This window comes from Ruegeria sp. HKCCA4008 (assembly GCF_013033125.1).
In the GTDB taxonomy this organism is placed as follows: Bacteria; Pseudomonadota; Alphaproteobacteria; order Rhodobacterales; family Rhodobacteraceae; genus Ruegeria.
In genome coordinates this window covers 137461-162814 of the sequence record NZ_WQDM01000002.1, presented here as the reverse complement: position 1 = coordinate 162814, position 25354 = coordinate 137461, and the positions used below count along the sequence as shown (strand labels likewise).

Sequence of the window (25354 nt, the reverse complement as noted above, 5' to 3'; positions counted from 1 at the left end):
GCACCACTCAAGTCTGGCTGCAATCAAACAATGCACTTTTTTTCATCACCTTCTTAACAGAGACTTGAGGACCTGATGGTGAGTCGCCCAATCCAGTCAATCGCTTAACTGATTGTCTTCATTTCATCGACAGACCAGGGGAAACGTGAAAATTATACCCCTTGAGTGCGCAAAAAGGCCAAAACCAAGCCTTTTTCGCCCAATTCACGCCACGTTTGAAAATTAAATTTAACCGGAATTTCCTTTCTTTGGCGCACGACTTCTATGTGCGAGGCGGAGTCATCAAATGATAATTTTCTCGCTTCAGAACGACGGCTCGAAGCCGAAACACAAGATTTCCCAGTTGCGGCTGTTTGCCCGAAAAGAAGACGGCACTTTTACGATATTCACCCTGCTCATTTTAATCCTGATGCTGGCCATCACCGGCATGGCGATGGATCTGATGACGTACGAGCGCGACCGCGCCAGCCTGCAATCCACGCTGGACCGTGCGGTGCTTGCTGCAGCAGATCTTGACCAAAAGCTGCCACCCAAGGATGTTGTCGACGCCTATATGGAAAAGGCCGGGCTGGGCCATCTTGAGAAAACCGTGACCGTCACCGAAGGGTTTGGCTCCAGAAAGGTGGCCGCGACCGCCAATGCAGTCGTTCCGACGCGTTTCATGAGGTTCGGAAAAGTTACCGAACTGAATATGAAAGCGGCAAGCACTGCCATAGAGTCCATCGGTTCTGTTGAAATCTCGCTGGTTCTGGACATGTCCGGGTCCATGACAAGGTCTTCCGCGACCGCCGGAAAGTCGAAGATTGAAGTCTTGAGAACCGCGGCGAAGGGCTTTGTCACCAAAATGCTTGAGGAATCTGGTGAAACCAAGATTTCGATGTCGATTGTCCCCTATGCCACCCAAGTCAATGCCGGGCAGGACATTCTGGGTAAATTCACCAACGTGACCTCAGAGCACAACTATTCCCATTGCGTGAACTTTACTTCCGGACAATTCGGATCTGCGACGCTTAGCCCGAATACCTTCTATCAGCGCACTGGGCATTTCGATCCTTGGCGATACAATTGGGCAAACGTCAACGGCGTTTCAACCGATGGAGAACAGCCCCCGGCCTATTTCGTATGCCCTGTTCGCAGCGGCAGTGAAATTACAGCTGTCACCGACAATGTCCAATATCTGCACAACCGCATCGATGCCCTGACCGCAAGTGGCAACACATCTATCGACGTAGGCATGAAATGGGGTGTCGGCATGCTGGATCCGTCATTCCAGCCTGTGATCAATGCCTTGGCCACCGAAAACAAGGTTCCTGCAAAATTCGCTCTGCGCCCGGAATCTTATGACTCGGACGTGCTTAAGGTCGTAATCGTAATGACCGACGGGCAAAACACTTCGCAGTACATGTTGGACTCGTCCGCGCGTAGTGGCCTGACTGAAGTTTGGTTCAACCCTGACTATCAAAGACCCGACGGGAAAAAGGGTGAATATAGTATCCGCTATTCGACCAACCCAGATCGTTGGGTCTGGATGCAACATACAGAAGAAAACGGCAGCTATGTCACGGCAGGCCATCCTTTTGGGAATCCACCCAATGAAAACTCCTCTAACGAAGAGATCGGCACCGCCACTCGCCTGACTTATCCCGAGCTTTTTGCCCGAGCTTCGCTGTGGTGGAACGCCAAGAACAACTTCTATTGGCAAAGCAACCACGAGAATAACTGGTACTACGGCCTCAGAAAATCAGTGGGATCTTCCACAAAGAACGCGCGCACGACCAGCATCTGCGGCGCGGCCAAAGACAAGGGTGTCATCATCTATGGCATCGCTTTCGAGGCCCCCACCAGCGGCTTGAATACCATCAAATCCTGCGCAAGCTCGGACAGCCATGTTCACAATGTAGCTGGATTGGATCTGGACAAGGCGTTTACTGCGATTGCTTCGTCCATCCGCAAATTGAGGCTGACGCAATGATCCGCAAATCACTGTCAAAACTCCGTACTTTCAAGCGATCCGAGTCCGGGAACGCGACGATCGAATTTGTCATGATCATTCCGTTTTTCCTGGCATTCATTGGTATTGGTGGAGAGATGTCGATAATCACCACCAAGCACGCCGCGCTGGAACGGGGTGTTGATCTGGTCGTTCGGGATATCCGTCTGGGCACAGGCACCAACTGGAGCCACGATGTAATCAAGGACCGGATTTGCGACATTTCCGGTATCAAGAATTGTAAAACCAACCTGCGGCTGCAAATGCTTCGCCAGAATGCATTCAATGGCATCGTACTTTCGGACGAAATACCCTGCACCGACAGTTCGGAAGACCCCAAACCAGTGCTCGACTTCAAAAGCGGGGCCTCAAACGAGTTGATGATTTTGCGGGCCTGCCTGCGTATCGATCCTGTTCTGGAAAGCTCGATCATCGCAAACACAGTGGTCGACGAAAGTGGCCACTATGCAGTGACCGCAACGACCGCATTCGTGCAGGAGCCACGGTAAAGCTATGTTTGTATTCAGAAACGTGAAAAACCGCATCAAGGCCTTCAAGCAGGACGAAAGTGGTATTCTGACCGTCGAGGCCATCATGATCTTCCCACTGTTGCTGTGGACGATTACGTTTACGTTCACCGCATTCGAGGGATTTCGTCAAAGCGCGTCGAACCTGAAAGCTGCCTATACGGTCAGCGATCTGATCTCACGTGAATCAGCCGCTGTGACTGATGTTTACATCGACTCGCTTCACGAACTTATGGGCGAAATGGTCAACAACCGGTCTGAAGTGCGCATGCGTGTCTCGCTGATCCGTTTTGACGAGAACGACAACCGCCACTACGTGGATTGGTCGACCGTGCGCGGCTATGACACGGAATGGAACGACAACAACATCCAGGAAATCGAAAACCGTCTGCCGCCGATGCCGGATCAGGACACGGTCATTCTGGTGGAAACATCCAACGAGTATATTCCTCAGTTTAAACCTGGCTGGGATCTGGCGACCGGCATTAACTTTCAAAACTTCATCTTCACCCGTCCCCGCTTTTCCACCAAGGTCGCTTGCAACCTAGTGCGCCCTCCGGTCGTCTGCGTGGATAATAGCGCTTAAGACTTCTGACATGAACTTGGCCTCGGCGGCAGACGTCATGCCGCCAACGCCGACCCTGCGACCAATCCGCCACCACAATCCGGGGGCCCATTGGTACGTATCTTTGTGCTTGGTGCGCACCAGAAAGCCGTTTGACGGCTTGAACGCGAATACGCCGCGATCCACCGACTCAATATCAGCCACCTTTGCGATCATTTGACCTGACCCGGTACGCAATTCCGACTGTGTCAGTTCGATATGGTCCTGGGTCGCGTGCCATACACGATAGGCCAGCCAAAGCGACGCGCCCCCTACAGCAAATAGAAATACTTGCCACGCCGGTTCGGGCGGCGATGCCAAGGCGACGTATGTGACCAGCACCCCAACCGTCGACAGCATCCCTACTCCGATCCACCGTCTGGGGGATGACGCCTGAATCGTTGCCAGCACTTCGTCCTGCATGGATGTCTCCTGTCCGTTCCGCTTCGACTTAGCGACTTTCCAGGGGAAACAACAGGGCTTTGGTTGATCAGCAAATTTGCACAGCTCCGGTTAATTGGCGCTGATTGACCGCAATCACGCAGGGGTTACATGCTGGTCAAACAAACCGGAGGCGAATATGTCCCTTAGACCCACACTGGAAACACGCAGGGCCACCCCAACGATGGAAGGGGCTGGCGTGAAACTTCACCGGGCGTTTGGGTTTCAGGACCCGTCCGAACTTGATCCTTTCCTGCTGTTCGACGACTTCAGGAACGAACGCCCGCAGGACTATCAGGCCGGTTTTCCCTGGCATCCGCATCGCGGTATCGAGACGATCACCTATGTTCTGGCTGGATCGGTCGAGCATTCGGATTCGCTGGGCAACACCGGCACGTTGGGCGCGGGCGACGTGCAGTGGATGACGGCGGGGTCCGGCATCCTGCATCAGGAAATGCCGCAGGGAAACACCTCGGGGCAGATGCACGGGTTTCAGCTGTGGGGCAACCTGCCTTCGGATCAGAAGATGACTGCCCCGCGCTATCAGGATGTTCAAATCAAGGATATCCCCGAAGTCACTGATGACGACGGCACCACCGTTCGGGTGATTGTCGGAGAGTTCTGGGGCAAAACCGGCCCCGTGGACGGCATCGCGGCAGACCCGCAGTATCTTGATATCTCGGTCCCCGCAGGTGTGAAGAAGACCTTCCGCATCGACACTTACCGAAAAGCCTTTGCCTATGTCTTTCAAGGTCAGGCAGCCTTTGCAGATGCGTCACGCCCGTCCGGTGTGCTGTTGGAAAAAGAGGTTGCCGGGCAAGAGGTGAATATCCGGGATATGTCGGGCGACCGCACGCTTGTCCGTTTCGGGACGGGGGACGAAATCACCGTTCAGGCTGGCCCCGACGGCGTGCGGTTTCTGTTGATCTCGGGGGCTCCGATCAATGAGCCCGTCGCATGGCACGGGCCTATTGTGATGAACACGCGGGCCGAATTGGAACAAGCGTTTCGCGAACTGCGCAACGGGACTTTCATTCGCCCTGCGCACTGACACAGTGACGGTCTGGCCCTGTCAGGCCGTCACCGCCTTATGCACCATGTTCCAATAAATCTGTTCGACCTCGTCCAGTGACAGCCGCCCTCCGGACCTGTACCAGGTCATCACACCGTTCAACATGGCAATCACCGCCAGCGTGGCGATCTTGGTGTCCGGTATCGCAAACTGACCAGCCTGCTGGCCAGAGTGAAGGATGTCCTCCAACGCGTTTTCGTATTGGCGCCGAAGGTCTTCGATTTCAGCGAAGTTTTCGGGCGAGAGGTTGCGCAGTTCCATATAGGCGATGAACACCTCGTCTGGGCGTTGCAGGTGGAAACGAATGTGAAAACCGACAAATCTGCGCAACGCTTGCTGGCAGTCATCGCAGCGCTCCAGCGCGTTGAGCGCCGAAAGCAGATCCTGCATATGCTCTCGCATCAACCGATACAGCAAACTCTGCTTGTCCGGCGTGTAATTGTATAGCGCCCCCGCCTGAACGCCGACCTCTTTCGCGATCTGCCGCATCGAAACCGCGGCATAGCCGTGGCGGGCAAACAGGTTCAGGGCCGCCTTTCGGATGCGCGGGCCTGTGATATCAGAGTGGGAGCCTTGAGTACGTGCCATGCGCCCACAGTATCTGAACAAATGTTCATATAGAACCCCGCTTGATCGGCGGCGGCAAAAGGTGCATCACGAAAGGACGAACGAAACCGAAATGCGTGCCACATGAAACTGCTGCCTGTTCTGCCTCTTATTCTTGTGTTTGCCGGGTGTTCAGACTTTCCCGAACTTGAAGGCAGTGAACCGGCCTCGGTCAAATCGGCCCCCTACCCGCGCCTTGTTCCGGTGCAGGAAACCTTGGGGCCCTCGATTGATCCCGTAAGCCAGGCCGCAGAGGTGGAGGAAGACCTGACGCAGCGCAGCGAGGCGCTGGCGAAAAAGGCCCAGGCGCTGCAAAACGCGCAAACCAACTGAAGCGTGACATTTGACCTCGACAATCCCCCGGTGACGGATTGCACCCTTGGCCTGAACCCGATAAGGCAGCGCTGATCGGGCAGGCGTCCGAATTCAGACAAGTTTCGAGCGGAAAGGAACCCACGACATGACACAGGCACTGCGGCTGGGAATTGCGGGCTTGGGAACTGTCGGCGTGGGTGTCGTCAAGATTGTTCGCCGCCACGCAGATTTGCTGAAGGCGCGCACGGGCCGGTCGATTGAAATCGTGGCCGTATCGGCGCGGAATCCGAACAAGGACCGCGGCGTGAACCTGTCGGATTATGCCTGGGAAACCGACCCGGTTGCACTGGCGAAACGTGACGATATCGATGTCTATGTCGAACTGATGGGCGGCGAAAACGGTCCGGCCAAGGCCTCGGTCGAAGCCGCGCTGGCCAGCGGCAAAGACGTCGTGACCGCCAACAAGGCTTTGCTGGCCATTCACGGGCAGGAACTGGCCGAACAGGCCGAAGCTGCTGGCCGCGTCATCCGGTTTGAGGCCGCAGTCGCGGGCGGTATCCCCGTAATCAAATCCCTGACCGAAGGGCTGGCCGGAAACGAGATCACGCGCGTGATGGGCGTAATGAACGGCACCTGCAACTACATTCTGACCCGGATGCAATCGCAGCGTCAGGGCTATAACGCCCTTTTCGACGAATGCGCCGAACTTGGGTATCTTGAGGCCGACCCCAATCTGGATGTCGGTGGCATCGACGCCGCGCACAAACTGGCTTTGCTGGCCTCGATCGCTTTTGGCACCAAGCCGAATTTCAACGGGATTGAGATCGAAGGCATTCAGCAAATCAGCCTCGACGATATCGACCAAGCCGAGGATATGGGCTTTCGCATCAAATTGCTGGGCGTCGCGCAGCGCACCGCGCGCGGGCTGGAACAGCGGATGCAGCCTTGCCTTGTGCCCAGCGACTCGCCCTTGGGGCAATTGGAAGGCGGCACCAACATGGTGGTGATCGAAGGCGACGCGGTTGAACAGGTTGTTCTGCGTGGCCCCGGTGCGGGTGAAGGCCCGACGGCCAGCGCCGTGATGGGCGACGTGTGCGATCTGGCACGTGGGCTGCAAATCCCGACCTTTGGCCGACCGGCCAATTCGCTTGAGGCTGCGGCCCCCGCCGTCACGGGCCTGCCGGCGCCTTATTATCTTCGTCTGGGTCTGCTGGATAAACCGGGCGCACTGGCCAAGGTTGCAGCCATTCTGGGCGATGCCGGTGTTTCCATAGACAGGATGCGCCAGTATGCCCATGCAGAAAGCACGGCGCCTGTGCTGATCGTTACCCACAAAACCACCCGCGCCGCGCTGGACGTCGCGCTGGACGGGTTCCGGGAAACGGATGTGGTTGCCGGTGCCCCCGTCGCGTTGCGGATTGAAGAGGTTTGAACTTGCGGCCTGTATGAAACGCAAGCTATGCCGATAGAAACGGCTTAAATGACCAGAGGATACATGACAATGAGTGCTGCCAAAACCGATTTCAACGACCGCCTGCTGTCTCTGGGGCTGGCAAGGGTGGCGGAACAGGCTGCGCTGGCCTCGGCTTCGCTGGTGGGGCGCGGTGACGAGAAAGCCGCCGACCAGGCCGCTGTGAATGCGATGCGCGAACAGCTGAACATGCTGGACATTGCTGGCGTCGTGGTGATCGGTGAAGGTGAACGCGACGAAGCTCCGATGCTTTATATTGGCGAAGAGGTCGGCACCGGAAACGGCCCCGGCGTGGACATCGCGCTGGATCCGCTGGAAGGCACAACGCTGACCGCAAAGGATATGCCCAACGCGCTGACCGTGATTGCCATGGGTCCGCGCGGCTCAATGCTGCATGCGCCGGACGTCTACATGGACAAGCTGGCTGTTGGTCCGGGCCTGCCCGAGGGTGTCGTCAATCTGGACATGTCTCCACGTGAACGGGTGGAAGCCTTGGCAAAGGCCAAGAACTGCAAGCCTGCGGACATCACCGTCTGCATTCTGGAACGCCCCCGTCACGAGGCGATGATCGCCGAAGTGCGCGAAACCGGAGCATCGATCCGCCTGATCACCGATGGTGACGTGGCAGGTGTCATGCATTGCGCAGAAAGCGAAGTGACCGGCATCGACATGTATATGGGCCAGGGTGGCGCCCCCGAAGGCGTACTTGCCGCTGCCGCGCTGAAATGCATGGGCGGTCAGATCTTTGGTCGCCTGTTGTTCCGCAACGATGACGAGCGGGGCCGTGCTGCCAAGGCAGGAATCACCGATCTGGACCGGGTCTATTCGCGCGATGAGATGGTGACCGCAGATGTGATCTTTGCCGCGACCGGTGTAACCGGCGGTTCTCTGTTGCCGCGCATAAAGCGCGAGCCGGGTTGGGTGGAAACCACGACGCTGCTGATGCGCTCAAAGACCGGGTCCGTGCGCCGCATGTCGTATCGCACCCCCACCTGGCCGCACGATAACGCCTGACGGCTTGCGCCGTTGCCTCCGGCGGGAGTATTTGGAAAAAGATGAAGAGGCCGGGTCCGAAAGGATCCGGCCTTGGTTCACAAGGGGCAGGCAATGGGTTTTCTTGGCGTAGAACAATCATTGACCGGGCGGCGCTGGGTTGGCCCGGAAGCCGAGCTGGAGCGGGCTGCCGAGATGATGACTCAACAGACCGACCTGCCGCGTGCGGTATGTCAGGTTCTGGCCCGTCGTGGCGTGCCGGTCATGGAGGCGCGCGGCTTTCTGGACCCCAAGCTCAAGGAGCTGCTGCCAGATCCCCGCGACATGAAGGACATGGAAACGGCGGCGGCGCGTTTTCTGGACGCCGTACGCCATCGCCAGAAAATCGCGGTGTTCGCGGATTACGATGTTGACGGCGGATGTTCTGCCGCTCTGCTGCTGGTTTGGCTTCGGCAGATGGGGTTTCAGGCGACGCTTTATGTGCCGGATCGGATTGATGAGGGATATGGTCCGAATGTTCCGGCAATGCGGGAACTGGCAACCAGCCACGACCTGATCATTTGCGTCGATTGCGGCACGCTCAGCCATGAGCCGATTGCCGCGGCCACGGGGGCGGACGTGATTGTTCTGGATCACCATCTCGGCGGCGAAACCCTTCCGGATTGCGTTGCAGTCGTGAATCCCAACCGGCAGGATGAAAGCGGTGATCTGGGCTATTTCTGCGCGGCGGGTGTCGTGTTTTTGATGCTGGTCGAAGCAGGGCGCCAGTTGCGCGCGGCAGGCGCAAAGGGGCCTGACCTGATATCGATGCTGGACCTGGTGGCCCTGGCAACCGTGGCTGACGTTGCGCCTTTGATCGGCGCCAATCGCGCCCTGGTTCGACAAGGCCTGAAAGTGATGGCCCAAAGGCAGCGCCCCGGACTTGTCGCATTGTCCGATGTCTCGCGCATGGATACGGCGCCCAACAGCTATCACCTGGGTTTTCTGCTTGGCCCCCGCGTGAACGCAGGCGGTCGCATCGGGCAGGCCGATCTGGGTGCCCGCCTGCTGAGCACGGATTCCCTGCACGAGGCACAGGCCCTGTCCGAACGTTTGGACGCGCTGAACACAGAACGCCGGGACATTGAAAACGCCGTGCGCGCCGCCGCGATGGAGCAGGCAGAGGGTCGCGGACTCGACGCGCCGCTGGTCTGGGCCGCCGGTGAGGGCTGGCATCCGGGTGTGGTGGGCATCGTGGCGTCTCGTTTGAAGGAAACCGCCAACCGTCCGGCCATCGTGATCGGCTTTGAAGGTGATGAGGGCAAAGGCTCGGGGCGTTCGGTCTCGGGCGTGGATCTGGGGGCATCGATCCAGCGGCTCGTGGCGGAAGGGTTGCTGGTCAAGGGTGGCGGTCACAAGATGGCCGCTGGACTTACCGTCATGCGCGACAAACTGGAACCTGCGATGGAACGCCTCAGCGAGCTGCTGGCAAAACAAGGCGCAGGCCAGAGCGGCCCTGCGGATATGAAGCTGGAAGGCGCCCTTATGCCCGGTGCCGCGACAGTGGATCTTGTCGAACAGATCGAACAGGCCGGACCGTTTGGCGCCGGAGCCCCTGCCCCGCGATACGCGCTTCCGGATCTTCAGGTGCGTTTTGCCAAACGTGTCGGGGAAACGCACCTGAAGTTGTCATTGTCCGATGGCATGGGTGGTGGGCTGGATGCGATTGCCTTTGGTGCCTTTGACGGTCCGATGGGCGAGAGACTGTCAAATCATGGTGGCGCGCGCTTTCATTTTGCAGGCCGGCTTGAGGTGAACACCTGGGGCGGGCGGCAATCCGTGCAGCTCAGGCTCGAGGACGCGGCAGAGGCAAATTGACGTCTCGCTCGGGCGGCGCAAAAAACTTTCTCATCCCTGCGTTTTTCGGCTTGCGGGGGTCACGGTGAAACCGTAAAAGGCCCCCCACAAGCCAGCGTGGCCCGTTCGTCTATCGGTTAGGACGCCAGGTTTTCAACCTGGAAAGAGGGGTTCGATTCCCCTACGGGCTACCACTTGTGCTTGCGTCACGACAAAGTGGCCCGTTCGTCTATCGGTTAGGACGCCAGGTTTTCAACCTGGAAAGAGGGGTTCGATTCCCCTACGGGCTACCATTTTTCCTGATCAAACCCCGAACTTCTCGCGGCACAAGTTTCCAATCTTTTGCCAGGTGGATTTGTATTCGGGTGTGTTTTCTGCCGCGTAGTGAAAGTTTTTAATCAATCCGGTCAGTTGCGTGAACACCTGCCTTGCCTCGGCCTTGTCGACAAAGACTGCCTTGGATTGCGTCACATCGTACACAAGCTTGAACGTCTTTATCTGCCGTTCAAGCGGCACCGTCGCATCGACTGTGTCAAATGCGTCCTGCTGCAAGTAGACCATATCGACGAACAAGGCTTTCTGTTGGGTTACAAAGTCGTCAATTGTGACGCCCTCTTCCCCGGTGACCTGCATCATCTGATCGACCTGTTCGCCTTTTTCGATCAGGGCCAACAGGGTGCGCACTTTGGCTGTCCACCCCGGCTCGGCGTTCCTGTCATACCAGTCGGACAATTGGTCAGTGTACCGAGACCAGCTGAGCATCGGATCGACCGCTGGATAGAACCGCTTGTAGGCGCGTTCGGATGACAACCCGAGGAAACACTTGACCGTCGACAAGGTTGACTGGGTTACCGGCTCGTCAAAATTGCCGCCAGCAGGCGAAACCGTTCCGATCAGCGTCAGGCTGCCAAGATCGCCGTCATTCGTTTTCAGCGCCCCGGCGCGTTCGTACAAACCCTTGATCGAACTTTCCAGATAGGCCGGGAACCCCTCTTCGCCCGGGATCTCTTCGAGCTTGCCAGAGGTTTCGCGCATGGCTTGCGCCCACCGGCTGGTGCTGTCGGCGATCAACAAGACATCATTGCCCATCTGGCGGTAGTATTCCCCCAACGTGATCCCGGTGAAGATCGACGCCTCGCGCGCGGCAACCGGCATGGAAGACGTGTTGCAGATGATGATCGTCCGATCCATCAGGCTGCCACCGGTGGTTGGATCGGTCATCTTCGGAAATTCCTCGATGGTCTCGACCACCTCACCAGCACGTTCGCCGCAGGCCACGACGATCACGATATCAACCTTCGCATTCCGTGCGATCAGGTTTTGCAGCACGGTCTTGCCCGCACCGAACGGCCCGGGAATACAGGCGGTGCCGCCGCGTGCAATCGGAAAGAACGTGTCGATCAGCCGTTGCGACGTCAGAACCGGTTCCGTGGGATACAACCGCTCGGACAGTGCGCGCTTCAGTATGTTTTCCGGCAATGGTCGCCGAACCGGCCATTTCTGCGAAAGCGTCAGCGTATGCTCGCCACCGACTTCGTCTTCCAGGCGGGCCACGATGTCATGGATCGTGGCCGCGCCTTTTTGCACCCACACCACCTTGTACGCGCCGGTCCAGTTGAACGGCAGCATGATCTTGTGGCTGAAATGGCCTTCGGGCACCGTTCCAATGCTGTCCCCGGCAGTGACCGTGTCGCCCACCTTCACGGACGGCGTAAAGGACCATTTCGCGTGTTCATCCAAGGGCGCGACATCTGCGCCGCGCGGCAGGAAGGTGCCAAATGCTGCCGCGACCTTAGGCAAAGACGACTGCAACCCGTCAAACACCTGCCCCAGCAGCCCCGGACCCAGCTCGACCGACAAGAGCTGACCTGATTGCTCCACCGGGTCGTCGACCGCCACCCCATCAGTGCTTTCATAGACCTGAACGTCCGCCATATCCCCACGTACGCGCAGCACTTCGCCCTTGAGCCTTTCCTGCCGCCCACCGGGGCCGGAACGCGAAGGCAATATGTAAACCACTTCGTTTTTGACCAGTTGACCGGGGTGACCGGTCGCGTCCGGATTGACCTGTATCCGCACAAGCCCTTCCTGAACCAGGACGACGCGTGCGGTCGATGAATGTTTGGCTGAGATTGGGGCTGTCATACGCTTGCTCCCTCAAAATCGACACCAGCGAAGTCGGCCATGGCCTGTTGTGCCAGTTTCTCAAATCTCGTGGCGGCTTCCGCAGCGCTGCTTTGCGCCCAGCGGTCGAAAATGTTCCAGATCAGAACGTAAATGGCGACCGCCTCGAAATCGAACATGTGACGAGCCGCGTGCAGCTTTAGCTGCTTGTGGCTTATCGACAAAAGCAGACGTTCCAGACCCAGCGGATCTTCGTTTTCCAGCAATTGGGTTGCCTCTTTGATCCAGGGCATGAGCCGTTCCAGCCGAAAGCTGGGATCACCCCAATTGGCGGGGATGTGGCGGCTCCATCGTCCGACTCCGAATGGGCCTAAAGGCGCTGGTTCTCCACGTTTCCGCAATCGCAGCGCCGCAACCACCGAGCGCAGTTCCATGCGTTCCATGAAGAGTTTGCGCAAGGTGGGCTGAGGGATGTCCACCATCGCTTGTTTGCAGCGCTGGATCGCCTGAGCGTCGGTGACATCCATGTCGTAGGCGCTCCAGCTCAACGCGTGCTCAAGGATCTTCAGAACTTTGCTGTCCTTCGGTGTCAAAGCCGTCAATCGACGGTCCAGCCTGATACGTGACAGGGGTGGCTGCTTGGCAACGAACAACCGTTCCGAACCCGGCAGGCTGCACATCAACGCGATATAGGCGTCCTGCTTTGACATCTCAGCGGATGACCCCTTCCAGAACGGCACGGAACCGGGGCTGCAAATGCTCCATCAACAGCGATGCCACTGCCTTATCCGTAAGGTCCAGAACAACACCCTGATCTTCTGCGCGAACGCGGATGCCTTCCTGCACGTCATCGGCTGCGTGCAACTCGACATTCTCGCGCAGCATCTTCGCAGTCAGCCCAAGAACATATTTTGTCAGCTTGCCGGATTGAATGTCATCGGCGTTTTGCTTGATGTCTTCCTGCGTGGCGACCCGGGCAGGAAGAACGACGGAAACCCTGCCATTCAAATTTGCACCTTCCCCGGCCCGGCCTACCACCTCGAGGATCATCTGCCTCAGAAGCTCGGGATCGGACATCTCTTTGGTTACAAGGCGTTCGACATCTGCCTTGAAGCGATCCGTCAGACCCGCCTTCATGGTCAGCACGGCATCCCGCATCGCGGTGTTCAATGCTTCTTCGCCGGCAGCCCTGTAATTGTCTGTCTCCGTGCGGGCTTTCTTTTTCAACTCCTCGGCTTCGCGCTTTGCCTCTGCCACGATGCGCGCGGCTTCGGCTTTTGCTTCCGCGCGCAATTTTTCGGCTTCGGCCTGACCAGCGGCAACCCCATCGTTGCGCAATTTGTCGATCAGCGCGTCAACCCCATGCGCAATCGTTCTGTCCTGTGCCATCAGCTGATCCCCGCACTGATGACCAACGCAAACACGAACGCAAATACCCCAAACCCTTCGATGATTGCGGCAGGAGCCAGAGCAAGGCCAAAAATCTCGGGCTTTTCCTTGGTCGCATTGATCGCAGCCGCACAGGCCCGACCCTGCCAGATGCCGCAATACATCAGCGCGATACCCGACAGGATGCCAATTCCAAACAGACCGCCCGCGTTTTCAGGTGTCACGTCGCGGTTCAGGGTAAACATGATGACGATCCCGTAGATGACCATCGTTGAGGGAAACGCGGATACACCCACGAAACGGCCATAGCCGCCCTCGGTTTCCGTCATGGCCCCGATACTGGCCATACCGGCGATCGAACACCCTATGGCGCTGGCCGCAGCCCCCAACGCCATTGGCGCATAAATACCCAGCCAACCCAGTGTAAGAACAAGCTCATTCATTCCTGAACCTCCTTGCGGGCAAATGGACGAAAGATGATGCCTTCATCCGGCAGACCCCATTTAAAGAATTCGATGTAATTGAGACGCAAGCCGTGCACGACGCCGCTCATCATCGCGAGCGCGAAGTTCAAGACATGACCTATGATCAATATCAGCAGCCCAAACAGAATGCCCGGCCCCCTAAGGGCCTGCATGACCGACACCGCCAGATCATTGAACGTGATCGCCAACGAGGCTGAAGCAAGGCCCAACGCGAAAAGACGCATATAGCTGAGAACATCCCCAAACGCGCCCATCGCCCCGGCAAGGCTTTGAACCCCTTCGAGCAAACGCCAGATCCAGTCCATCGGCCTCTGGATGACCCGCTCGCTGGAAAACAGGACAATCGCCACGATGCCGGCGGTCAGGATAGCTGCGCCCGGCACCGGAGACTTGCCGTTCATGTAGCCGAGCCAAAGGACAAACCCGCCGATCAGGGCCGCAATCCAGCCCAGATTGGCAACCGCCTTGCGTTGCCCCCACGCCGCGCGGGCCGCAAGTGCGTTGGCCAGGACAAGGTGTATAACGCCAACGACGATCGAGACCATCATCATCGCGCCGAAATCGTTCAAATCCAGCACCTTGAGCCTTGCCCAAATCGAGCCCGCAGCCGGTGATACCCCAAAATAGCTGCCCACCATGACCCCGTAAAATATCGTAACAGCCGAGATGATCAGGCCGAACAGACGCCAGGATCTTTGACCAGCGGTGCGGTCCATCCGTCTCCAAAAGGGCAGCACCGCCAGCAGGATGACGGCGCCGTATCCGGCATCCGCCACGATCATGGCAAAGAAGATCGCAAAGGACGCCGAGACGATGACGCTGGGGTCCCAGTTCTGATATCCGGGCACCTGATAGAACAGCGCCAGATCGACAGCGGCCCTGCGGTTTTCAGGCTGCTTTAGCAAGGTCGGAGGCGCGTCGCCCGAACCCGGATCTTCAATCAGGACGGCTGAACCCTTGGCGTTTGCCATGGCAAGAACAGCATCCACCTGATCCACGGGAACCCACCCCTGCAAAGCAAACACTGCCTCTTCGTCGCGCACTTTCTGCGTTGCATGGGCAAGCTCGGCGGCACTTTCGGCGACGGACAGGTTCCGGCGCATCAATGTCAGATAGCGCGTCAGCGCCACGCGTTCGGCTTCCAACGCCTCGAGGGCGATCTCGGCCTCTTCCAACTGGGCCTCAAGCTCGTGTACCGGCAGCGAACCGACATGGGTTCGCGGAACAGGAAGAACATCATCATCGGGTTCGTCAGGTGAAATCAGAACAGCATACAGGTACCGGTGGTCTTCCTCCAATATCGCCCAAGGAAGCTTGACCTTGGACAGGGCATCCCGGTGCTTCAGCGGCAGCTGATAGAACCACAGTCTGTTGCCAGCCAGCGCATCGGTCGGCGGAAAATCCAAATCCCCCCAGGGTCGCACCTGGGCGATGCGATGCGCCAGAAAGTCACGCCGGTCCATCGTATCCCGAACGCGCTGCATGAGGTCGGTCACCTCGCGCACGAAACGGTCCATGTCGAAATCGGGCGCACGCCGGACCTGGCGGCGCGGGTCAGGCACTTCTGCAAGGAAACGCAATGCCTTATACGCCTCTCTTGCACCGCGCTCACTAATCTTTTCCGGCTCTTTCGGTGTGGGAACAAGCGGCAAAACATGCATGCAGCCAAGGGCCTGAAGCGCCTCAAGCGTTTCCGCCTTTCGGGCAGCAGGCCCGATCAGAGACATCTTTTTCAGACGCGCAACGCTCATGTCAAAGCCTCCTGCGCGTGTTTGCGTTTCGAGATCTTCGACCGCACGACGGCCTGCATCTGTTCGTCGCTCAGGTAGATGCGGATCTTCTTGATGTTGGCCTTGGCGCGCGGGATCAGAACCTTTTCGAACAAGTTGACCCGCTGGGTGATGGTGGCCACCGCCTTGTCGAAGATGCGAACGCGTTCTTCGGCAATCTTCACCCGCACCCGCGCTTCGATGACGTTGTGCAGCAAAAGCGCAGCGGCATCGACCCAATGGGGCTTGGCCAAAACGGAATACGGGCGCACCTCCACTTCGATCCGATCAAGGTCAGGCAGCTTGACCCCTACCACATTGACCTCTTTGACCTTGTAGTCCTTGAGCTTGACCAGCCCATCCAGAGCGACACCTTGCTGCGCCAGCATCGGCAGCTTTTCACCAACCTGCTGCACCAGCGCCTGCACCATTTGCTCGAGGCGGTCGACCTCTTCCCGGGCCCGAACCCGTTCAGCCATCAACTGTTGTCGCTTCAGGTCCAGCGACGGCAGGAACCGCTCATAGCTTTTCAGCTGTGTCTGCTCGCGCGCAAGCGACGATTTATTCAGCTGCAACCGCGCCATTGGCATCCTTCGGGAAATACTTGTCGATCAATGCCTGCTTCATCAGCAACTGTTCCGGCGCAAAGCACTCTGCCAGCGTCTTCCAACCCAGATCAAGCGCCTCTTCCAGCGGGATCGAAACATTGATGTCCATGAACCGAGACCGGAACAGGCCGCCGAATTTCAGCAATTGGTGATCATAGTCTGACAGGTCGAAGGCCATCGCCTGTTTTTGCGCGGCATCGCGGCTTTCAGAATAGAAACGGATCATCGTGTTCATGATCTGCCCATGATCTTCGCGGGTGGTCTTGCCGATCACGTTCTGCTTGAGGCGCGACAGGCTGCCGAACGGATCGATCACGCCAGAATGCAGATAGAACTGCCCTTCAGTGATATAGCCGGTGTTGTCAGGCACCGGGTGGGTTACGTCGTTTCCGGGCATGGTCGTGACGGTCAGAACCGTGACCGACCCGCCTTTGGCATAGTCACAGGCTTTTTCGTATCGGCGCGCAAGCTGCGAATACAGGTCCCCCATATAGCCGCGCTGAGATGGCACCCTTTCCTGACTGATGCCGACCTCTTTCATCGCGTCAGCATAGGCGGTCATGTCCGTCAGCAGGACCAGCACGCGTTTGCCCTCTTCCACAGCGAACTTCTCGGCCACTGCCAATGCCATGTCCGGCACCAGCAGACGTTCCACCAAAGGATCCATCGCCTGATTGACGAACATGACGGTGCGCGAAAACACACCCGCATCTTCGAACGAGGTGCGAAACGTGTGGTAGTCGTCAAAAATCAGCCCCAGCCCGCCAAAGATCACGATATCCGCGTCGGCCTGAATACCGATTCGGCTGAGGAACGCGTTGAACGGCTCGCCTGAAACCGAGAAGATCGGAATTTTCTGGCTCTCGACCAATGTGTTGAACACGTCGATCATCGGCACATCCGTGCGGATCATTCTGTTTGGAACCGCGCGTTCCGCCGGATTGACGGTCGGTCCGCCAATATCGATGTGCGGTTCCGCAGACAGGTCGGGGCCTCCATCAATGGCCACACCGGCGCCATCAAACACGCGGCCCAGAATGTTGGCCGAATAAGGTGTCTGCATCGGGTGCCCGAGAAAAGTTGCCGTTGCTTCGGTCGATATGCCCTTGGTGCCGGAAAACACCTGCAACGTGACGACATCCCGGTCGATGAAGATCGTCTGGGCCAGTGTTTTTCGGCCATCCACCGTCTCGATCACAGCGAGGTCGTTGAACCGGACAGCCGGCTCCCCTTTGTTCTGGATCGGAACTCGGACCTTGATTGTGTCCCCGACGATTTCCAGAACACGCGTGTACTTCAACAGACTTCGGGACATTGCCTATCCTCACTGTTCCAAGTCGTTTTTCGTAATTCGCGCCGCACGTCTCAGCGGTAATTTTTACAATGACAATCCTAGCTTACAACGAATTCACAAATTGGCAAACGAGTTCGGCGCCACCTCTTTCGGGATGCCTGAACGTCAATTACTAAATTTTTAGTTTGACACATACGCAAGAAATCGCTGATGCTGTCCGTCATCCGGTTTCCGCCGGAGAACCATAATTTTTGGGAGGAGACAGATGCGGAGACATCTACTTTCCGCAGTGGCGGCGGCTGCCGTCATTGCGGGGCACGGTCCTGCTTGGGCCGACGAAGCCGCAGCACAACGTTGGATCGACGACGAATTCCAGCCATCAACCTTGTCGAAAGACGAACAGATGGCCGAGATGCAGTGGTTCATCGAAGCTGCACAGCCTTACGCAGGTATGGAAATCAACGTCCTGTCCGAAGGTATCCCGACACATTCCTACGAATCCGAGGTGCTGACCAAGGCGTTCGAGGAAATCACCGGTATCAAGGTCAACCACCAGATTCTGGGTGAAGGTGAAGTGGTTCAGGCCGTTCAAACCCAAATGCAAACGGGTCGGAACCTGTATGACGGCTATGTCAACGACAGTGACCTGATCGGCACCCATTCGCGTTTGCAGCTGGCCTATCCGCTGACGGACATGATGGGCGGTGACTGGGCCGCGACGACTTCGCCGACGCTGGATCTGGATGACTTCATGGGCATTCAGTTCACCACCGGACCGGACGGCAAGCTGTATCAGCTGCCCGATCAGCAGTTTGCGAACCTTTACTGGTTCCGCAAGGACTGGTTCGATGATGAGGCGAACAAAGCCGCGTTCAAAGAAAAGTACGGCTATGATCTGGGCGTTCCGGTCAACTGGTCCGCGTATGAAGATATCGCCGAGTTCTTCACCAATGATGTAAAAGAAGTCGATGGTACCACGATCTACGGCCACATGGATTACGGCAAGCGCGCGCCCGACCTCGGATGGCGCATGACCGATGCCTGGCTGTCGATGGCCGGTGCCGGCGACAAGGGCGAACCGAACGGTGTGCCTGTCGACGAATGGGGCATCCGCATGGAAGCGGGCACCTGTAACCCTGTTGGCGCTTCGGTGTCGCGTGGTGGTGCTGCAAACGGTCCCGCTGCGGTCTATGCGATCCGGAAATGGGACGAATGGCTGCGGGCCTATGCGCCTCCGGGTGCCGCGTCTTATGACTTCTACCAGTCGCTGCCGGCACTCAGCCAAGGCAACGTGGCCCAGCAGATCTTCTGGTACACCGCCTTCACCGCCGACATGGTCAAGCCGAAGTCCGAAGGCAACAACACCGTGGATGACGAAGGTACGCCGCTGTGGCGGATGGCGCCCAGCCCGCACGGCCCCTATTGGGAAGAAGGCCAGAAGGTTGGCTACCAAGACGTGGGGTCCTGGACGTTCCTCAAATCGACCCCCTCGGATCGTGCCCAGGCAGCCTGGCTTTATGCCCAGTTCGTGACCTCCAAAACTGTCGATGTGAAGAAGTCCCATGTGGGTCTGACCTTCATCCGCGACAGCTCGGTCAATCACGAGTCGTTCACCGAACGCGCGCCCAAGCTGGGTGGTCTGGTCGAGTTCTACCGCTCACCTGACCGCGTGGCATGGTCGCCGACCGGCATCAACGTGCCGGACTATCCGAAGCTGGCCCAGATCTGGTGGCAGCAGATCGGTGACGTGAACTCGGGCGCCTTCACCCCGCAAGAGGCGATGGATCGTCTGGCCGAAGAGATGGACATCACCATGGCCCGTATGCAGGCCGCGGATGAAAGCGCCGGTGTCTACGGCGGCTGTGGTCCGCGCCTGAACGAGCCGCAGGACCCATCTTTCTGGCTGGAAAAGCCGGGTTCGCCCAAGGCCAAGCTTGAGAACGAAAAGCCGCAGGGCCAGACCGTCAACTATGACGAACTGGTTCAGCGCTGGCAGTCTAAGTAAGCCGTTGAAACCCGGGGGTGCCGCGTCAGGCACCCCCTCTTCAAGACCAGTGCATTGCACTGAAGGACCGGAACCCACGGACATGATCGAACTTCAAGACGCGACCAAAAGGGTCGGCAACGTCATCCATATCAAGCCCACAAACCTGACCCTTCAAACAGGCCACTTCAACGTGCTGCTGGGCGCGACGGGCTCGGGCAAGACCTCTCTGATCAAGATGATGGCCGGGCTGGACCCGATCGCCTCGGGCAAGGTCCTGATGGATGGGCAGGACGTCACACGGCTGAATACGCAAAAGCGAAAAATCAGCCTCGTGCACCAGTTCTTCGTGAACTACCCACATATGACCGTATTCGACAACATCGCCTCGCCCCTGCGTGTGGCAGGCATGGCGCAATCCGAGATCGAAGGCCGCGTGGAAGAGGCCGCCGACCTGCTGCAACTGCGCCCGATGCTGCACCGCCGCCCGCACGAGCTGTCGGGTGGGCAACAACAACGTACCGCGCTGGCGCGTGCTATTGCCAAAGAAAGCCGCGCCGTGTTCCTTGACGAACCGCTGGCCAACCTCGACTACAAACTGCGTGAAGAACTGCGCGAGCAGCTACCCGATCTGTTCGCAGGTCGCGGGGCCGTGGTGGTCTATGCCACGTCCGAGCCCGAAGAGGCGCTGCTGCTGGGCGGCTACACCGCCCTGATGGAAGATGGCCGCGTGACCCAGTTCGGGCCAACCGCTGACATCTATCGCAACCCCGAGAACATCGCCGCCGCGCGGGTCTTTTCGGATCCGCCGATCAATGTCGCACGCATCACCGTTTCTGCCGCGCAGGCGCAATTGGCCGGTGGAGGTGGCTGGACCGTTACCGACATGGCCGATGGGGATTACATGGTCGCGGTGCGGCCGCATCGTGTGACGCCGTTCCGTACGTCTGACGCGGACGTAGAACTGACCGGCCGCGTGATCGTGACCGAACTGTCGGGTTCGGATTCCAGCGCGCATTTCCAACATGGAGATGACGCGTGGGTGTCGCTCGCCACGGGTGTGCATCCGTATCAGGTGGGCGAAGACCACAGCTTCTACATGAACCCGGCCCACTGCAGGTATTTCGGCCAAGACGGCAAAAGGGTGGCCTGACATGGCACAGATCAAGCTTTCAAACCTTCGACACAGCTACATGCCGACGCCGAAAGGCCCGGAAGATTATGCGCTGAAGGAAATCGACGTGACCTGGCGCGATGGCGGAGCTTATGCGCTGCTTGGCCCGTCGGGCTGCGGAAAGTCCACCCTGCTGAACATCATCTCAGGGCTGTTGACGCCCTCCGAGGGGCAGATCCTGTTTGACGGTAAGGACGTGACCGCCCTGCCCCCCGATCAGCGCAACATCGCGCAGGTGTTCCAGTTTCCGGTGATCTACGACACGATGACCGTGGGCGAGAACCTTGCGTTCCCCCTGAAAAACCGGGGCGTCGATGCAGCGACAATCAAGCGTCGTGTCGATGAGATTGCCGAGATGCTGGACGTCACGGATATGCTAGGCACCCGTGCCTCGGGTTTGAGCCCGGATAACAAGCAGAAGATCTCGATGGGTCGCGGCCTTGTCCGCGACGACGTGAACGCAGTGATGTTTGATGAGCCGCTGACCGTGATCGACCCGCATCTGAAATGGAAACTTCGGTCCAAGCTGAAAGAGCTACACCAGCGTGTGCAGGCCACGATGATCTACGTGACCCACGACCAGACCGAAGCCCTGACCTTCGCGGACGAGGTGGTTGTGATGCAGGAAGGCGAGGTGGTGCAGATCGGAACGCCGGTCGAACTGTTTGAGCGCCCTCAACACACATTTGTCGGCCACTTCATCGGATCACCCGGCATGAATGTTCTACCGTGTGAGGCCAAGGGCGACCGCGCGGTGTTCGAAGGCCACGAGGTGATGCTGGAGGGTCCGACCCACGGAGAGGGGGGCCGCACCGATCTGGGTATCCGCCCAGAATATGTTGGCTTCGGCGACACCGGCATTCCGGCGCATGTGACCAAGGTTTCGGATATCGGTCGCCACTATGTGGTCAGCGCAATGGTCGGCAACACCGCCCTGAAGGCCGTTACCGAACACAGAGTGCCTGAGCCGGGCTCGCAGGTTTTCCTGCAATTCAAATCAGAACAATCCCGCGTCTATCGCGACGGCTGGATCGCTACCGAGGAGCGGGCGCAATGAGAACGGAAAACCAAAGAGCATGGTTCTTTGTCCTGCCCGTGCTGGCACTGGTCGCGTTCAACGCGCTGGTGCCGATGATGACGGTGGTCAACTATTCGGTGCAGGAAACCTTTGGCAACAACCAGTTTTTCTGGGAAGGCCTGGGTTGGTTCGAACAGATCCTGCGGTCGGACCGGTTTCAGGCCGCACTTGGACGACAGTTCCTGTTTACTTTCCTGATCCTGATCATCGAAGTGCCTCTTGGCATCATCGTGGCCCTGTCGATGCCGCGCAAAGGTTTCTGGGTGCCTGTCTGCCTGGTGCTGATGGCCCTGCCGATGCTGATCCCGTGGAACGTCGTTGGGTCCATGTGGAACATCTTCACCCTGCCCAAAATCGGTCTGTTGGGATATTTCCTGAATGACGTTCTGGGCATCAACTATGACATGACGCAACAGCCGCTTTCGGCCTGGATCACCGTCATCGTTATGGATGTCTGGCACTGGACGTCGCTGGTCGTGTTGCTGTGCTATGCAGGCCTCGTGTCGATTCCGGACGCCTACTATCAGGCGGCCAAGATCGACGGCGCAAGCCCTTGGTCGGTGTTCCGCTACATCCAGCTACCCAAGATGAAGACAGTTCTGACGATCGCGGTCCTGCTGCGGTTCATGGACAGTTTCAACATCTATACCGAGCCCTTCGTGCTGACCGGGGGTGGGCCCGGCAACGCGACCACCCTGCTGTCGATCGACCTTGTGAAAATCGCGCTGGGGCAGTTCGACCTTGGCCCTGCGGCTGCGATGAGCCTGATCTATTTCGCCATCACGCTGCTGGTTTCGTGGCTCTTCTACACTCTGATGACAAAGGATGACGCGCAATGAAGAAGCGGTCTCTCATCCCGATCCTCTATATCGCGTTCCTGATGCTGCCGATCTATTGGCTGGTGGCAATGTCCTTCAAGACCACGAACGAGATCCTGTCGGGCTTTTCCCTGTTCCCCCAGACCTTTACGCTGGAGAATTACATCACCATCTTCACGGACCCGACGTGGTACTGGGGCTATATCAACTCGATCACCTATGTGACGTTGAATACGGTGCTTTCGGTCAGCGTCGCCTTGCCCGCTGCCTATGCGTTCTCTCGCTATCGGTTTCTGGGCGACAAGCAGCTTTTCTTCTGGCTGCTGACCAACCGGATGGCCCCGGCAGCGGTCTTCGCCTTGCCGTTCTTTCAGCTCTATTCTTCGATCGGCCTGTTCGACACGCATCTGGCTGTGGCACTGGCGCACACATTGTTCAACGTGCCGCTGGCAGTTTGGATTTTGGAAGGCTTCATGCGGGGAATTCCAAAAGAGCTGGATGAAACCGCCTATGTCGACGGCTATTCCTTCCCGCGTTTCTTCGTGACGATCTTCCTGCCCAATATCAAAGCGGGCGTGGGCGTGGCGGCCTTCTTCTGTTTCATGTTCTCGTGGGTGGAAATGCTGCTGGCCAAGACCCTGACCGCGGTCGAGGCCAAACCCATCGCCGCCGTGATGACCCGCACCGCGTCCAGCGCGGGCTATGAATTGGGGCTGCTGGCCGCCGCCGGCACCCTGACCATCATCCCCGGCGCCATCGTCATCTGGTTTGTCCGCAACTACATCGCGCGTGGTTTCGCGATGGGACGTGTGTGAGGTTCGATATGCGTAAACTTCTTCTCATCCTTCTTTTCCTTCCTTCTACGACCTTTGCCCAGCAGGCCGGATGGGGCAGTGTCGGCCAGCAAGAGGAAAAAGGTTTTTCCTGGACTGCACCACTGTGGCCCGATTTCTGGATGGCCTGGACCCCGGCGACACTTGCCGTATTTGTCGGCATCTTTTCGGCCATCGCGCTGATTGGCGTTCTTGAGGGCTTCAAGTATCGCGATGGCATAGAACGGCGCGGTGTACTGGGGCTGACAACCACATTGGGCGATCGGCTTTTCATCACCCTTCTGGGGTCCGCCTATATCTTCCTCGCATGGCTGGGCATTGTCGGGCAGCCGGTATGGACACCTCTTTTCCTGTCTATCGGCTGGGGCGTTTTTGTGTTCTGGAAAGTTTAGACTTTGAGAAATCGCGAAAGGATGCTTGTCTGGCAGGCATACTAAACATGACAACACCGAGATCGATGCGAAAGAAAAAGACAACAAATCTGCTGACCGAGGTTGAACTGGAGTTCATGAACGAGCTCTGGGCCCTCGGGCAAGGCTCGGTGCGAGATGTCCTTGACCGCCTGCCTTCGGAACGCAATCTGGCCTATACATCCGGTGCCACGATCCTGCGTATCCTAGACGAGAAAGGTTTTGTGGAAAGCCGCAAGACAGGAAAGACCCTGATCTATAAGCCGCTTCTGGAAAAGGACAGATATCAGGCCCGTTCTCTGCAAAACCTGTCCCGCACTCTATTTGACGACACACCCGCCACACTGGTGGCACGGCTTGTCGATGATGCGGGGCTGAGCGAAGCCGACCTGGAGGAAATTCGAGCACTGGTAGAAAGGAGACTGCAAAATGACAGCGGTTAGACCGGTTCTCGACACGTTTATCGAACTCAACATCGTGCTGGCCTTGTCAGCCGTCATCTGGCTGGCGGCCCGCGCAGCCCTGACCCGAACAGCCCTGCGCCACAGCTATGTCGCGCAGTTGCGTGCGATCAAGGCGCTTTGCGTGTGCGTACTGATCAGCCCGTTTCTTGCGTTCGGCGTGTCATCATTCGCCTCTTACGCATGGCCGGGCAGCGCCATGGCGCTTGGCGACATCGCCGTTGCCGCCTATCTGCGCGGCGATATCGCCATGCCCGCTACCCAGTTCGAGGCCTTGCTGAACACCCGTGAACGGTGGGTGGATCTTGCGTTGTCGGGGCAACAGCCGGTGATCACTGCCCTTGTGACGCTGCTTGTTTTGGTCGCCGCCGTGTTTGCGGCCCGCGCTCTGCGGGACGCGGCGATGATCCGTCAGACAGTCAAATCCAGCTTTCTTTGGCGGCAGTCGGCCAAGGTTGACATCCGTCTTTCTGACCGCATCACCGTACCCTTCGCCGTGCGCGGATTGCGCCGTCGCCACGTCGTACTGCCAAGCCACCTGCTGGATACCCCGCACGAACTGCGCTTTGCGTTGGCGCACGAGCTTCAGCATGTTCGGGCCGGTGACGTGGAATGGGAACTGGGCTTTGAAATGCTGCGCCCGCTGTTGTTCTGGAACCCAGCCTATCTGATGCTCAAATATCAGTTTGGCCGCTTGCGTGAACTGGCATGTGACCAGTCCGTGGTGACCCGCAAACGGATCGATGCGCGCGAATACACTTCCTGCCTGCTGGATTACTGCGCGCGTACGATCTCGGCAAACAATCCTCGTGTTCTGAATGTCGCGTTTGTGACGGGCGGCAAGGCCAAGCGCGTGCTGCGTCAGCGCGTGCTTGCATTGACCGATGCACAGCCGGCGGTGCCCACCCTGCCCGCTCTGTTCCTTGGGATGGCACTGACCTTCGCCACCCTTCTTGCATTGGGGTCTGCGTCGATCCAGCAAACGCAGGACTGGAGCCATGACCGCCTGATGCTGTCAACCGTGGTCAATCTGGAACGGCTGGAAGCACGCAATCAGGGGAACTGATCCGAC

General features: G+C 58.2%; 25 protein-coding genes and 2 tRNA genes. 18 read left to right on the top strand and 9 right to left on the bottom strand.

Annotation, left to right across the window (positions count from 1 at the left end):
- Nucleotides 1-286: 286 nt before the first annotated feature.
- The 3 genes from GOW60_RS05060 to GOW60_RS05050 are packed head-to-tail and all read left to right on the top strand — an operon-like array spanning nt 287 to nt 3103.
- A complete protein-coding gene (locus GOW60_RS05060) occupies nt 287-1972 on the top strand; it encodes a Tad domain-containing protein (protein ID WP_171228466.1) in 1686 nt (561 codons plus the stop codon).
- On the top strand, nt 1969-2499 hold the full coding sequence (locus tag GOW60_RS05055; RefSeq protein WP_171119523.1) for a TadE/TadG family type IV pilus assembly protein: 531 nt from the start codon (nt 1969-1971) through the stop codon (nt 2497-2499). The genes GOW60_RS05060 and GOW60_RS05055 overlap by 4 nt, the downstream gene beginning before the upstream one ends.
- A gap of 4 nt (nt 2500-2503) precedes the next feature.
- The gene (locus GOW60_RS05050; RefSeq protein ID WP_152457540.1) at nt 2504-3103 is read left to right on the top strand and encodes a TadE/TadG family type IV pilus assembly protein; all 600 of its coding nucleotides are present in this window, start codon (nt 2504-2506) and stop codon (nt 3101-3103) included.
- Here the strand turns inward: GOW60_RS05050 and GOW60_RS05045 are convergent.
- Nucleotides 3062-3544: a hypothetical protein gene (locus tag GOW60_RS05045; RefSeq protein WP_152457539.1), complete on the bottom strand. Its 483-nt coding sequence runs from the start codon at nt 3542-3544 to the stop codon at nt 3062-3064. The two genes, GOW60_RS05050 and GOW60_RS05045, sit on opposite strands and share 42 nt — an antisense overlap.
- Nucleotides 3545-3701: 157 nt before the next feature.
- Here GOW60_RS05045 and GOW60_RS05040 point away from each other — a divergent pair, with 157 nt between their 5' ends.
- Nucleotides 3702-4613, top strand: coding sequence for a pirin family protein (locus GOW60_RS05040; RefSeq protein WP_171228465.1), 912 nt, complete (start codon nt 3702-3704; stop codon nt 4611-4613).
- Nucleotides 4614-4634: 21 nt separating this feature from the next.
- On the opposite strand, the gene GOW60_RS05035 is transcribed toward GOW60_RS05040, so the two are convergent.
- Complete coding sequence (locus GOW60_RS05035) at nt 4635-5222, bottom strand: TetR/AcrR family transcriptional regulator (RefSeq protein WP_152457537.1); 588 nt, start codon at nt 5220-5222, stop codon at nt 4635-4637.
- 102 nt (nt 5223-5324) lie between these two features.
- Between GOW60_RS05035 and GOW60_RS05030 the strand changes: the two genes are divergently transcribed.
- From GOW60_RS05030 to GOW60_RS05005, 6 genes are all read left to right on the top strand, one after another.
- On the top strand, nt 5325-5573 hold the full coding sequence (locus GOW60_RS05030; protein ID WP_171119520.1) for a hypothetical protein: 249 nt from the start codon (nt 5325-5327) through the stop codon (nt 5571-5573).
- 127 nt (nt 5574-5700) lie between these two features.
- The gene (locus GOW60_RS05025) at nt 5701-6987 is read left to right on the top strand and encodes a homoserine dehydrogenase (RefSeq protein WP_171228464.1); all 1287 of its coding nucleotides are present in this window, start codon (nt 5701-5703) and stop codon (nt 6985-6987) included.
- A gap of 69 nt (nt 6988-7056) precedes the next feature.
- The gene (glpX, locus tag GOW60_RS05020; protein ID WP_171228463.1) at nt 7057-8040 is read left to right on the top strand and encodes a class II fructose-bisphosphatase; all 984 of its coding nucleotides are present in this window, start codon (nt 7057-7059) and stop codon (nt 8038-8040) included.
- A 93-nt stretch (nt 8041-8133) separates the two neighbouring features.
- The gene (recJ, locus tag GOW60_RS05015; RefSeq protein WP_171228462.1) at nt 8134-9876 is read left to right on the top strand and encodes a single-stranded-DNA-specific exonuclease RecJ; all 1743 of its coding nucleotides are present in this window, start codon (nt 8134-8136) and stop codon (nt 9874-9876) included.
- A gap of 98 nt (nt 9877-9974) precedes the next feature.
- A tRNA-Glu gene (locus tag GOW60_RS05010) sits at nt 9975-10049 on the top strand.
- Between the two features lie 24 nt (nt 10050-10073).
- Nucleotides 10074-10148 (top strand) — tRNA-Glu (locus GOW60_RS05005).
- Between the two features lie 10 nt (nt 10149-10158).
- On the opposite strand, the gene GOW60_RS05000 is transcribed toward GOW60_RS05005, so the two are convergent.
- From GOW60_RS05000 to GOW60_RS04970, 7 genes are read right to left on the bottom strand one after another with little or no spacing between them, the layout of a single operon-like run.
- Entirely contained in the window at nt 10159-12000 is a 1842-nt protein-coding gene (locus GOW60_RS05000) for a V-type ATP synthase subunit A (protein WP_171228461.1), read from the bottom strand.
- Nucleotides 11997-12689, bottom strand: coding sequence for a hypothetical protein (locus GOW60_RS04995; RefSeq protein WP_171228460.1), 693 nt, complete (start codon nt 12687-12689; stop codon nt 11997-11999). Before GOW60_RS04995 ends, GOW60_RS05000 begins: the two co-directional genes overlap by 4 nt.
- Before the next feature lies 1 nt (nt 12690).
- The gene (locus GOW60_RS04990; protein WP_152457529.1) at nt 12691-13368 is read right to left on the bottom strand and encodes a hypothetical protein; all 678 of its coding nucleotides are present in this window, start codon (nt 13366-13368) and stop codon (nt 12691-12693) included.
- Nucleotides 13368-13811, bottom strand: a complete 444-nt coding sequence (locus GOW60_RS04985) for an ATP synthase subunit C (RefSeq protein ID WP_152457528.1) — start codon at nt 13809-13811, stop codon at nt 13368-13370. The genes GOW60_RS04990 and GOW60_RS04985 overlap by 1 nt, the downstream gene beginning before the upstream one ends.
- Nucleotides 13808-15604 carry a V-type ATP synthase subunit I gene (locus GOW60_RS04980; RefSeq protein WP_171228459.1) on the bottom strand — a complete coding sequence of 599 codons (1797 nt, stop codon included), beginning with the start codon at nt 15602-15604 and terminating at the stop codon, nt 13808-13810. Before GOW60_RS04980 ends, GOW60_RS04985 begins: the two co-directional genes overlap by 4 nt.
- Complete coding sequence (locus GOW60_RS04975) at nt 15601-16206, bottom strand: V-type ATP synthase subunit D (RefSeq protein WP_171228458.1); 606 nt, start codon at nt 16204-16206, stop codon at nt 15601-15603. Before GOW60_RS04975 ends, GOW60_RS04980 begins: the two co-directional genes overlap by 4 nt.
- The gene (locus GOW60_RS04970) at nt 16184-17545 is read right to left on the bottom strand and encodes a V-type ATP synthase subunit B (protein ID WP_171119510.1); all 1362 of its coding nucleotides are present in this window, start codon (nt 17543-17545) and stop codon (nt 16184-16186) included. Before GOW60_RS04970 ends, GOW60_RS04975 begins: the two co-directional genes overlap by 23 nt.
- Nucleotides 17546-17789: 244 nt before the next feature.
- Here GOW60_RS04970 and GOW60_RS04965 point away from each other — a divergent pair, with 244 nt between their 5' ends.
- From GOW60_RS04965 to GOW60_RS04930, 8 genes are all read left to right on the top strand, one after another.
- A complete protein-coding gene (locus GOW60_RS04965; RefSeq protein WP_152457524.1) occupies nt 17790-19529 on the top strand; it encodes an ABC transporter substrate-binding protein in 1740 nt (579 codons plus the stop codon).
- 82 nt (nt 19530-19611) lie between these two features.
- Nucleotides 19612-20661, top strand: coding sequence for an ABC transporter ATP-binding protein (locus tag GOW60_RS04960; protein ID WP_171228457.1), 1050 nt, complete (start codon nt 19612-19614; stop codon nt 20659-20661).
- A gap of 1 nt (nt 20662) precedes the next feature.
- Nucleotides 20663-21739 (top strand): ABC transporter ATP-binding protein, encoded by a 1077-nt coding sequence (locus tag GOW60_RS04955; RefSeq protein WP_171228456.1) that lies wholly within the window; start codon nt 20663-20665, stop codon nt 21737-21739.
- Nucleotides 21736-22599, top strand: a complete 864-nt coding sequence (locus GOW60_RS04950) for a carbohydrate ABC transporter permease (RefSeq protein WP_171228455.1) — start codon at nt 21736-21738, stop codon at nt 22597-22599. Before GOW60_RS04955 ends, GOW60_RS04950 begins: the two co-directional genes overlap by 4 nt.
- Nucleotides 22596-23393, top strand: a complete 798-nt coding sequence (locus tag GOW60_RS04945) for a carbohydrate ABC transporter permease (protein ID WP_152457520.1) — start codon at nt 22596-22598, stop codon at nt 23391-23393. The genes GOW60_RS04950 and GOW60_RS04945 overlap by 4 nt, the downstream gene beginning before the upstream one ends.
- Nucleotides 23394-23401: 8 nt before the next feature.
- Nucleotides 23402-23803: a DUF2160 domain-containing protein gene (locus GOW60_RS04940; RefSeq protein ID WP_152457519.1), complete on the top strand. Its 402-nt coding sequence runs from the start codon at nt 23402-23404 to the stop codon at nt 23801-23803.
- A 65-nt stretch (nt 23804-23868) separates the two neighbouring features.
- Entirely contained in the window at nt 23869-24264 is a 396-nt protein-coding gene (locus tag GOW60_RS04935) for a BlaI/MecI/CopY family transcriptional regulator (RefSeq protein ID WP_152459841.1), read from the top strand.
- A complete protein-coding gene (locus GOW60_RS04930) occupies nt 24251-25348 on the top strand; it encodes a M56 family metallopeptidase (RefSeq protein ID WP_171228454.1) in 1098 nt (365 codons plus the stop codon). The genes GOW60_RS04935 and GOW60_RS04930 overlap by 14 nt, the downstream gene beginning before the upstream one ends.
- Nucleotides 25349-25354: the final 6 nt, after the last annotated feature.